Origin of the sequence: Nocardia sp. CNY236, from assembly GCF_000482385.1 — a bacterium.
Taxonomy (GTDB): domain Bacteria; phylum Actinomycetota; class Actinomycetes; order Mycobacteriales; family Mycobacteriaceae; genus Nocardia.
The window spans coordinates 1-11,234 of record NZ_AXVD01000004.1 but is presented as its reverse complement, the minus strand read 5'-3'; the positions used below and the strand labels follow the sequence as shown (position 1 = coordinate 11,234).

9 protein-coding genes are annotated in these 11,234 nt (G+C 64.3%); 7 read left to right on the top strand and 2 right to left on the bottom strand.

Translation table 11 applies throughout. The features are described from left to right. Positions 1 to 239: 239 nt before the first annotated feature. Both K940_RS0104755 and galE read left to right on the top strand, forming a co-directional pair. The gene (locus K940_RS0104755) at positions 240 to 926 is read left to right on the top strand and encodes a metal-dependent transcriptional regulator (protein ID WP_028476591.1); all 687 of its coding nucleotides are present in this window, start codon (positions 240 to 242) and stop codon (positions 924 to 926) included. A gap of 3 nt (positions 927 to 929) precedes the next feature. Then, the gene (galE, locus tag K940_RS0104750) at positions 930 to 1,913 is read left to right on the top strand and encodes a UDP-glucose 4-epimerase GalE (protein ID WP_028476590.1); all 984 of its coding nucleotides are present in this window, start codon (positions 930 to 932) and stop codon (positions 1,911 to 1,913) included. Positions 1,914 to 1,938: 25 nt separating this feature from the next. On the opposite strand, the gene K940_RS26965 is transcribed toward galE, so the two are convergent. Together K940_RS26965 and K940_RS0104740 are read right to left on the bottom strand one after the other, a co-directional pair. After that, the gene (locus K940_RS26965; RefSeq protein WP_036527612.1) at positions 1,939 to 3,021 is read right to left on the bottom strand and encodes a DUF4192 domain-containing protein; all 1,083 of its coding nucleotides are present in this window, start codon (positions 3,019 to 3,021) and stop codon (positions 1,939 to 1,941) included. Between the two features lie 537 nt (positions 3,022 to 3,558). Continuing rightward, on the bottom strand, positions 3,559 to 4,260 hold the full coding sequence (locus K940_RS0104740; protein ID WP_051406918.1) for a hypothetical protein: 702 nt from the start codon (positions 4,258 to 4,260) through the stop codon (positions 3,559 to 3,561). Between the two features lie 276 nt (positions 4,261 to 4,536). Here K940_RS0104740 and K940_RS0104735 point away from each other — a divergent pair, with 276 nt between their 5' ends. From K940_RS0104735 to K940_RS26960, 5 genes are all read left to right on the top strand, one after another. Further along, complete coding sequence (locus K940_RS0104735) at positions 4,537 to 5,481, top strand: PAC2 family protein (RefSeq protein ID WP_028476588.1); 945 nt, start codon at positions 4,537 to 4,539, stop codon at positions 5,479 to 5,481. Between the two features lie 71 nt (positions 5,482 to 5,552). Further along, positions 5,553 to 8,051 (top strand): RNA helicase, encoded by a 2,499-nt coding sequence (locus K940_RS0104730; protein WP_028476587.1) that lies wholly within the window; start codon positions 5,553 to 5,555, stop codon positions 8,049 to 8,051. A 161-nt stretch (positions 8,052 to 8,212) separates the two neighbouring features. Then, positions 8,213 to 9,319 (top strand): type III PLP-dependent enzyme, encoded by a 1,107-nt coding sequence (locus K940_RS0104725; protein WP_028476586.1) that lies wholly within the window; start codon positions 8,213 to 8,215, stop codon positions 9,317 to 9,319. Positions 9,320 to 9,332: 13 nt separating this feature from the next. Then, on the top strand, positions 9,333 to 10,568 hold the full coding sequence (speD, locus tag K940_RS0104720) for an adenosylmethionine decarboxylase (RefSeq protein ID WP_028476585.1): 1,236 nt from the start codon (positions 9,333 to 9,335) through the stop codon (positions 10,566 to 10,568). Between the two features lie 438 nt (positions 10,569 to 11,006). Beyond that, on the top strand, positions 11,007 to 11,234 hold a 228-nt coding region (locus K940_RS26960; protein ID WP_036527565.1), incomplete at its 3' end, for a beta-ketoacyl synthase N-terminal-like domain-containing protein.

Sequence of the window (11,234 nt, the reverse complement as noted above, 5' to 3'; positions counted from 1 at the left end):
CGGGGATTCACCACGCGATGCAGTGTCCATACTCGCAACGCTAGTGGGAAGCAGGGGAGCCTGCGCAATGTTCGTATGCAGTACAAATACAGACAAGGCGACCGCGGCCGGCTGGCGCGGACCGCCTGGTTCGTCGTGGCTCGACGGAGATCACGTGCGGAGCACGAGGCGACACGGTCCGGCACACCGGGAGTGCCGAACGTCCGTGGGTAGAATTCGTGCCGACGAAGGGGTAACAAGTGAAGGATTTGGTCGATACGACGGAGATGTATCTCCGTACAATCTACGACCTCGAAGAGGAGGGCGTGGTGCCCCTGCGCGCCCGAATCGCCGAGCGCCTCGAGCAGAGCGGTCCGACGGTGAGCCAGACTGTTGCGCGGATGGAGCGTGACGGTCTACTCCTGGTCGCTGGAGATCGCCACCTCGAACTGACCGAGAAGGGCCGCAGCATGGCCGTTGCGGTGATGCGCAAACACCGATTGGCCGAACGGCTACTCGTCGACATCGTCGGCCTCGACTGGCAGAACGTACACGCGGAGGCTTGTCGGTGGGAGCACGTGATGAGCGAGGACGTCGAGCGGCGTCTGGTCGAAGTACTCAACCACCCCACCACCTCTCCGTACGGCAACCCGATCCCCGGCCTGGACGAGCTCGGCGTCGTGCCGACCTCCGGCGCAGACGAGAAGTTGGTGCGGTTGTCGGATCTTCCGCCTGGCCCGATCCATGCCGTGGTGGTGCGTCGGCTCGCCGAGCACATTCAGACCGACCCGGAGGTCATCGGTCGCCTGCGGGAAGCGGGCGTCGTACCGGATGCGCGAGTCACCGTCGAGAACAAACCCGGTGCGGTCGTCATCACCGTGCCGGGCCATCACGGCTTCGAGCTGTCCGACGAGATGGCGCACGCCGTTCAGGTGAAGCTGGTCTGACGAGTGAAACTTCTGGTAACCGGCGGTGCCGGCTATGTCGGTGGCGTGTGCGCTCGGGTTCTGGTCGAAGCCGGGCACGAGGTGGTCGTGGTCGATGACTTGTCCACCGGCAATGTGGATGGAGTCCCTTCCGACGTACGGTTCGTCGAGGGCGATGTGGCGGCCGCAGCACCTGCGCTGTTGAGCTCGGAAGTCTTCGATGGTGTGCTGCACTTCGCCGCGCAGTCGCTGGTCGGCGAATCGGTGCAGCAGCCTGAGAAGTATTGGCGCGGCAACGTGGTGAAGACGTTCGAACTGCTGGAAGCTATGCGGCGCAGCGGCACGCCACGACTGGTGTTCTCCTCCACCGCGGCAGTTTACGGAGAACCCGAGCAGGTGCCGATCACCGAGTCCGCGCCGACCCGACCGACCAATCCCTACGGCGCTTCGAAGTTGGCCGTCGACCATGCCATCACCTCCTACGCGATCGCGCACGGACTGGCAGCGACCAGCCTCCGATACTTCAATGTCGCGGGAGCATACGGGGGTCTCGGCGAAAACCGAGTCGTGGAAACTCACCTCATCCCGCTGGTTTTGCAGGTCGCGGCAGGGCACCGCAAGGCGATCTCGGTTTTCGGCACCGACTGGCCCACACCCGACGGCACTGCAATACGCGATTACATCCATATCCGCGACCTCGCGCAGGCCCATCTGCTGGCGCTTGCGGCCGCGCGCGAAGGCACCCATGGGATCTACAATCTGGGCACCGGCACCGGCTTCTCCGTTCGTGATGTGATCTCGGCGTGTGAGCGCGTCACCGGTCTGCCGATTGCCGTCCAGGAAGCTCCCCGACGTCTCGGGGATCCGGCGGTGTTGATCGCCTCCAGCGCCCGCGCTGTCGCCGAATTGGGTTGGCGCCCCGACCATGAGGACCTCGACGAGATCGTCAGCGACGCTTGGGAATTTCTACGGTCATTGGGCTCTGGCGCACACAGCGCGAAACAGTGAGCGGCGAGCGCCGCGCGCCGATCTCTCACCACCGCGGCCTCTCGAGGTCGACACCGACGCTCCCCGCGATCCGGTAGCCGCTACGGGCGAGTCGACGTAGCTGGCGTGGGTGCATACCGACTCGCCGGGCGGCATCGAGGAGTCCCGCCATCGAATGTCCCGAATCAGCCGCCAACGCGGCCTCGAGCGCGATACCGGCGAGTGGACCATCACCCCGAACATAGGCACTGTAGGCGAGCAGCACGGCCGCGTCGGCGCGGTCGGTACCGGACAATGCGCGGGTCAGCGTGCCCCATAGCTGTTCGGCCGCACCGGCATGTTCACCGACTGCCAAGGCGAACATGGCGTCGCGCACGGCTCGAACACGCAAGGTTGCAGCAAGTTTCGCAAGTTCGGGCGGCGTCGGTGTAGCGCCGGAGGCGACAGTGGCCACCTGCCACAGGACGTAGTCGAGTGCCTGCCCGACGTAGCCACGCGGATCACCCTCACGCGCTGCCCGTGCGTATTGTTCACCAGCCAGGTCGAGCGCGGCTCGCAGATGGTCCGCTACCTCGGCGCACGCCTGTGGATCCACCGAGACCGCGCTGGTGAGCTCGGCACGCGACCCACGTAGCGGCCTGCCATCGAGTACCTGCAGCAACGCAACCGGCGAGGCGGCCGGATCAGGCAGCACGCCGTGCCGATCCGAGCCGAGCAGCGTCCACCATCGTTGCCCGCCGGCGATCATGCGGATCGCCCACACCGCGCCCAATTCGACACCGAACGTGGCCAGGCGATCGCCGAGCGCACCTCCCAACGCACCCTGACCGTCGTCGGCGCCACCGCGACAGTCGGGATCCGCCGGTCGCGGTCCGAACATGCGGTCATCGACCAGGACCGCGAACACATCCACCGCGAAGGTCTGCGCGCAGATCCTTGCCACGGCGGTAGCCACCATCTCGGCACGCGCGCTATGGTCATCGGTCGAATCCAGGTCGAACCGAACGACCGAATACACCTGCGCACCGGCGGCGCCTCGACGCCGCAAAACGAACACGACTATCGATCGTTGCGGGGTGAAGCCCAACATCGCCGGCACCGCGCAGATCAATTCTCCTGGATCGTGCACCCATACCGAGCGTTCCGGCGAAGCCGGAACGCCTCGCTTCGCGGCGGCATCGCTTCGGCCGCGTATGACCCTGTGCGTTGCACCTGCCCGTGGCCCGGTCCCGGAATCCGGCGCCAGCGAACGTTCATCCCGCGCATCGGTACGGTCGGATCCGGTCTCGGGCCGAGCGTTCGCCGACGCCGGGCAGGTCCACATGTCTCGACTTCGCGGTCCACGGTGGGACGAGCCGCCCGTGTCGTCGGCGGGCCCAGCATCGAGCGATCCAGCATCGACCGATCTGGCATCGACCGATCTGGCATCGACCGATCTGGCATCGAGCGATCCAGCATCGAATGATTCAGAAGGAAACGGTGTCGCAGAAGTCATACGTCGAGCCTGCCGGTCGGTGTCTCGGGAGGCACAGCTACGACCAGGCCGGCAATCATGGCTGGGAACACTGCTGACAGTGTGCACTACCCGACGGGAAGCGGGATCCGATCTGCGGCAATGTCAGGGTCACCCGCTATGCTGGCGCGGAATGCACGCCAGCGCAGCCGACTATCGGTGCTCCGATACTTTTGCGACGGCAGTTGAGAACACTGCGTCCAACGCCTCCGAGTCGGGTTCGTGACCGGTAAACGACATGTACGTTGCCGAGATCCGCACGTCGCCGACTTGACCGGCGAGTGTCCACATGGATTGGACCGGCCCGGTCGCGCCAGGAGGGGGGCGCACGGTCCTGTGCAGGGCCATGACATCGTCGGCCTCGACCCGGGGAGGCGCGTACAGCTGCGTCGTCACAACCGTCACGGCGCCGCCACGGCCGACTCGGACCACTCTGCATTCGGTCACCCGAGTTCGCAGTGCGGCCAACGGCTCGTCGGTGCGGATCAACTCGACTGTCAGGGTGGCACGAGTGGCCTCGTCCGCACCGACCGCCATTACCGCGGAGTTCGGCCCGACCACTCGGTCCGGCGTCCCGCACCCGCGGGGCTGCACATGCGCGCCGCGCCCCACGCCGTCCAGGTCACCGGCCGCCTGTAATACGGCCTGCGGGGGCAGAACCACCGCCTCGTAGGGCGCGGGAAATTGCCCAGGGTCCAGCAACAAAGTACTCAGTTCGGCCTGCACGGGTCGAGTGACGACGGTCGGCGCGAGCGGTACCGGACGGCCGGGCACCAGCGCCCCACATCCGGCCAGCAGCACCGCGCACGCGACAGCCGCAGCGCTGTGCGGCCGCATCCGCGGCAGAACCGCCATGGTCACAGCCTCACTGTGCCAAATCGGGGACCGCGGCCGACGTCGCCACGCCGGGGGATCGGGAATGCACGGGCCGGCGTTGCTGTTGGCTCCCAGCGTGGGCTGGTGCCGGGCCGTGCGCGGTGGCCGTCATCGGCATAGGGGACAATGGATACCAGTCCCGGCCGGGCCGCCGATCGGTGCGCCCCGCCACCACGGGCAACGTGTGGGCGAGCGACGTATCGACCTCGGAGGCGCACGTCCCGGCCGCAGGAACCGCGCAGGAAGGAGTACGCGATGGATCACGAGTCGCGAATGTACGAATTGGAGTTCCCCGCTCCTCAGCTGTCGGCTGCCGACGGCGCCGGCCCGGTCTTGGTACACGGTCTGGAGGGCTTCACCGACGCCGGACACGCGGTGCGGTTGGCGACCACACACCTGCGCGAAAGCCTGGAAACCGAGTTGGTTGCCGCGTTCGACGTGGACGAGCTGCTCGACTACCGCTCTCGGCGTCCGCTGATGACATTCAAATCGGATCACTTTTCGGATTACAGCGAGCCGGAACTCAACCTCTGGGCGCTACGCGACACCGCTGGTACCCCGTTCCTGTTGCTCGCCGGCTTGGAGCCCGACCTGCGCTGGGAGAAGTTCACCACGGCGGTCCGGCGACTCGCCGAACAACTGGGCGTTCGCCGCAGCATCGGGCTCAGTGCAATCCCCATGGCGATCCCACACACGCGTCCACTCGGAGTGACTGCGCATTCCGCCGACCGCAGCCTGATCGCCGATCATCAGCGGTGGCCGGGCGAGCTCGAGCTTCCGGGTAGCGTGTCGTCGTTGCTCGAGTTCCGAATGGCTCAACACGGCCACGAGTCGGTGGGTTTTTCGGTCCACGTCCCGCACTACCTGGCGCAGACGGCCTACCCAGAAGCGGCACAGACCTTGTTGGAGAATGTCTCGAGCAACGCCGGACTGGAGATTCCGCTGGCCGCGCTCGACGAGGCCGCAGCACGGGTGCGCGAACAGGTCAACGATCACATCGCGGGTAATGCCGAGGTAGAAACCGTCGTGCACGCCTTGGAACGGCAATACGACAGCTTCGTCACGTCCCAGGAGCGGCAGTCGAGCCTGTTGGTGACCGACGGAACATTACCCAGCGGTGACGAACTGGGCGCCGAATTCGAGCGGTTCCTCGCCGAGCAGGGTGGCTACGACGGCGAAGACCAGACCGACCGGGGATGACTCGGACACGGTCCGACCACCCTGATCGACCCTGGATACGCGCCTGACTTCGAGGCCGTAGGGTGGTCGGAGTGGATTTGACCGAACTGCTCGACATCCCGGGTACCGACGCCGACGCACTCTACGAGTCGTTCGGAATGTGGGCCGCCGAGCAGGGTACGCCGTTGTACTCGGCACAGGACGAAGCATTGCTGGAGTTGGCGTCCGGGTCCCATGTCATTCTCGCCACGCCGACCGGTTCCGGAAAGTCACTCGTCGCCGTCGGCGCGCACCTGTTCGCACTCGCTCAGGGCCTGCGCACCTATTACACCGCGCCGATCAAGGCGCTGGTGAGCGAGAAGTTCTTCGCGCTATGTGCGGCCTTCGGCGCAGACAGAGTCGGCATGGTCACCGGTGATGCTGCAGTGAACCCCGAGGCGCCGATCATCTGCGCCACGGCGGAAATACTGGCCAACCTGGCCCTGCGTGAAGGCGCGGACGCCGATATCGGCCAGGTGGTCATGGACGAGTTCCACTTCTACGCCGACCCCGAGCGCGGTTGGGCGTGGCAGATCCCGTTGCTGGAATTGCGGCACGCTCAGTTCCTGCTGATGTCGGCGACCCTCGGCGCGGTCGATTTCTTTGCCACCGATCTCGAGCGCCGTACCGGTCGCTCCACCGCGATCGTCGCCGGTACCGAGCGCCCTGTGCCGCTGAGCTTCTCCTATGCCCGCACCCCGATCACCGAAACATTGGAAGAGCTGGTCACCACCCACCAGGCACCGGTGTACGTCGTGCATTTCACTCAGGCTGCCGCGCTCGAACGCGCACAGGCGCTGACCAGCATGAATTTCGCTTCTCGTGCAGAAAAAGCCGCGATTGCCGCGGCAGTGGGCGACTTCCGGTTCTCTGCGGGGTTCGGCAAGACCTTGTCTCGGCTGATCCGACATGCCGTGGGTGTGCATCACGCGGGGATGCTGCCGAAATACCGGCGCCTGGTGGAACGACTCGCCCAGGAAGGCCTGCTGAAAGTCGTGTGCGGCACCGACACCCTCGGGGTGGGCATCAACGTGCCCATCCGTACGGTGCTGCTGACCGGTCTGACCAAGTTCGACGGCGTACGCACACGGCGACTGAAGGCACGTGAATTCCACCAGATCTCCGGTCGCGCGGGTCGGGCAGGATACGACACCATGGGCACCGTGGTGGTGCAGGCGCCCGATCACGAGGTGGAGAACACACGGCTGCTGGCCAAAGCGGGCGACGATCCGAAGAAGCAGCGCAAAGTGCAGCGGCGTCGTCCACCCGAAGGATTCGTCTCCTGGAGCCAGGAGACCTTCGAACGCTTGGTCGCAGCACAACCGGAACCGATGGTGTCTCGCTTCACCGTGACCAATGCCATGCTGCTGAATGTGATCGCGCGACCGGGTAACTGCTTCACCGCCATGCGTCATCTACTCGAGGACAATCACGAACCACGTGGCGCTCAACGCCGACACATCATCCGGGCCATCCGACTCTACCGGGCGTTGCGCGACGCCGGAGTCGTCCAGCAGCTACCGCAGCCGGATGCATTGGGCCGCCACGCCCGCCTGACGGTCGATCTGCAACGTGATTTCGCCCTCGACCAACCATTGTCCCCCTTTGCACTGGCGGCGTTCGAATTGTTGGACAAGAACTCGACCAGTTATACCCTCGATGTGGTGTCGCTCATCGAGTCCACGTTGGAGGATCCGCGTCAACTGTTGCTGGCTCAGCAACACAAAGCCCGCGGCGAGGCGGTTGCCGAGATGAAGGCCGATGGCCTCGACTACGACGAACGAATGTATTTGCTCGACGAGGTAACCTGGCCGAAGCCGCTGGCCGAATTGATCGAACCCGCATACGAGACCTACCGAACCGGACACCCGTGGGTATCGGAATTCACCCCCGCACCGAAGTCTGTCGTACGCGACATGATCGAGCGCTCCATGACCTTCGCCGAGCTGATCTCCTTCTACGGACTGTCTCGCTCCGAAGGCATCGTCCTGCGTTACCTGGCGGACGCCTATCGCGCCCTGCGACGCACGGTGCCCGAGTCCGCTCGCACCGAAGAACTCGACGACATCACCGAGTGGCTCGGAGAAGTCGTCCGCCAAGTGGATTCGAGTCTGCTCGATGAATGGGAGCAACTGACCAATCCGGGCGCACAGACCGACACCGGCCAGGTCGCTGTCGGAGCGGACACAACGCGCCCGATCTCCGCGAATGAGCGCGCGTTTCGCGTGATGGTTCGCAATGCCATGTTCCGCCGAGTCGAACTGGCCGCCCGACGCCGGTGGGACAGTCTGACCGAGCTGAACCCGAGCCTGGACTGGGCGGAAGCGCTCGTAGAGTACTTCGCGGAGTACGAATTCATCGGGACCGGGTCCGATGCCAGAGGCCCCCAGTTGTTCCACATTCAACGAAGACCGGGGTTCTGGCAGGTGCGACAAGTACTCGACGACCCGGCGGGCGACCACGGCTGGTCGATCGACGCGGTGGTCGATCTCACCGAGTCCGACGTCGCCGGCGAGGTCGTGTTCGACGACATCACCATATCGGCCGGTTGAGTCGGTACCGCTTCCGCGCGGTCCGCCCACGTAGTCCAGCCGCTGAGACGCAGTTCGGCGAGCCAGCAGTGCCCACCGGAGTCGGCGTCGGACGAGGAGCCGATGACCATCTCGTTCATCCCTACGGAGTCTCGTTCAACCCTGTCGAGTGAAAGTCTCGTATGCCCGAAACGCCTTACCTGGCCATCTATCCCGAGCGTGTGCGCGAAAACTATCGTGCCCTTGCCGCTTTGTCCGCCCGCGCTGTCGGTTGGGCCAGAATTCGTTTCGCGGTCAAGGCGAGTCCAGTGGCAGAGGTCATCCGGCTGTTGGACCACGAGGGCGCAGAATTCGACGTGGCCGGTGTCGGCGAGGTCGACCTGTGCCTGCGGCTCGGAGTAGCACCGGAAAAGTTGTGCTACGGCAATCCGGTCAAAAAGACAGCCGACATCGCTGCGGCATACGCCTCGGGCGTGCGCCGCTTCGCTTTCGACACCGAAGACGAACTGGTGCGTATCGGTGCGCACGCTCCTGGTTCCGAAGTGGAATGCCGCCTTCTGCCAGCGACGCCACAGTCGCGCACACCGTTCGGCGCCAAGTTCGGCTGCACCGTGGATGAAGCGGTCCGACTGCTGGCGCGGGCAGCAGGTCTCGGTCTCGCCATCGCCGGACCATGCTTCCACGTCGGTTCCCAGCAACTGGACCCCGCCGCGTGGCGCATCGGAATCGAACAAGCCGGCCGCGTGGCGGATGCATTGACGAAGAAGGACATTGCAGTCGCTTCGGTGAATATCGGCGGCGGAATACCGATCACCTACGCCGATCCCGCGCCTGCGACGGAGGATGTCGTCGGAGTGATCGGGCGCGCTGCCGCAGAGTTTTTGCCCCGACACATCGAATTGGTCATCGAGCCGGGACGAGCGCTGGTCGGTTCGGCCGGCATTCTGCACACCGACGTCATTGGTGTGCGAACCGCGCCCGATGGCCGACGCTGGGTATATCTCGACGTCGGCCGCTACAACGGGCTGGCCGAGACCGAGAACGAGTACATCGTCTACAGGTTCGTCACCGACCGCGACGACGACCCCGTCGATGTGGCCGTGGTGGCCGGTCCGACGTGCGATGGCGACGATGTGCTGTACCAACACACACGAGTCCTTCTACCGACCACAGTGCAGGCGGGTGATCGCATTCGAATTCTGGACACCGGTGCCTATACCGCGAGTTATTCATCGGTGTCGTTCAACGGTTTTCCGCCCTTGACCGTATGGGTCGCGGGCGCCGAGTGAGAGTGAGTTGCCCATGAAAGCGGAATTCGCCGGTTGGCATGTACTGGCGGAGTTCAGTGGAGTCGATCCAGCCTTGTGTGACGATCCCGGACGCCTCGAGTCGGCATTGCGTGCGTCCTTGACCGAGGCCGGAGCCACTCTCTGCGATGTGGTACACAAGAAGTTCGACCCGGGCGGGGTGACCGTGCTTGCACTGCTGTCGGAGTCACACGCCTCGATACACACCTACCCGGAATCCGGTGACATCTTTGTGGACGTGTTCACCTGCGGCGATGGTGACCAGGCCGCGAAGGCCGTCGAGTTCCTCCGAAACGCATTGTCGCCCGGACAGGTGCGTGCACAGTCCGTCCGCAGAGGACACGCCGCACAAAGAATCACCGAACCGGTCGGGGCGGGGCTGACTCGCGTCTGGCACCTGCACGAGGTGGTCGCCGACACGCACACGGCGTATCAGCACGTGGTGATCGCGCGGACCGAGCAGGGCATCGGTCTGTTCTGCGACGGTGATCGCCAGTCCACCGAGCTATCTCAGCTGACCTATCACGAGGCACTGCTGGTGCCGGCCTTCGTGCTGGCCGAGAAGCTGGACACTGTGCTGATCATCGGCTCCGGCGAGGGTGTGGCCAGTCAGATGTCGGTCGCCGCTGGCGCCACCCACGTCGATCATGTCGACATCGATCGGCGTGCGGTCGAGTTGTGCGCTCGGCATCTGCCCTATGGCTACACCGTGGACGAGCTCGCGGCCGCAGTCGAGGGGACCGGACCTATCGCGATGCACTACGCGGACGGTTGGGATTTTCTGGCCACTGCCGAGAGGTCGAAGACCCGTTACGACGTCATAGTGATCGACCTACCGGATGAACGCGTCGAGCACGCGCAGCACAACCGGTTGTACGAGGTGCATTTCCTGTCCCGATGCCGTTCGCTGCTCGCCCCCGGCGGCGTGCTCGGCGCTCAAGCGGGATGTGCGGCCGCTTGGCGCAACGAGACCCTGAAACGATCGTGGCAGCGTTTCCATGAGCAATTCGATACCGTCGTGCACTACGGCAGTGACGAACACGAGTGGTCGTTCTTGTTCGGATCGGTCGATACCATCGACAACCCGGTGGCGGGAATGCGCGATCGACTGGCACTGCTGCCGTACAAGGCTACGACGATCGATGCGCGGGCGCTGATACGCGGCGCGATCGAACCGCATGCACTACGCGCGGCGGAGAACGGTCGGGCAAGAAAAGGAACGTTCACGTAAGCAAAACGTGACGCTGGATGAACGCGCGAGACGGCATCGAAACCCTGCTCGGTCATTTTCTCGGAACGAATCGGGTGCATGCACCGAATTTGACCTTTCTCGCTGCTCCCTGCGTCGGGAATGTGCCTTGTGTGGGGTACGGCCTTGCTCTTGCAAGAATTCTGTCGATCGGACCAATCGAACCGATCCACCTGAATCAAGATCTAAAATAACGAGACGCTCACAAAAAATTCTGTGGCAACCATTTCGAGATATTTCTTGCCGTCTATTCGATGGATTGCAATACCTGCGCCCCGTGGTAGATTGCCCATCAGCGCTGAGCGACCGAATTCTGGTTTCGCTCTGAGCCCAATCTGACAGAAGTCCGCGTCCAGAGATCCGCCGCCGCAGCCGGTCGAGGATTCGCGGACACAGTGTTTGTGTCGGCCAGGAGTCACAGTGTCTGATATCGCTATCGTTGGAATCGGATGCCGCTATGCGGGTGGTATCGAATCTCCGGAATCGTTCTGGGATTTTGTCGTCAACAAACGCGACGGGGTTCGTGAGATACCGCCCGACCGGTGGGATTGGCGGCGCTTCTACGATCCGGAGAAGCGTGCACCTGGGAAGATGTATACGAAGCGGGCGGCGTTCATGACTTCTGATCCGTGGGCGTTCGATCCGGAC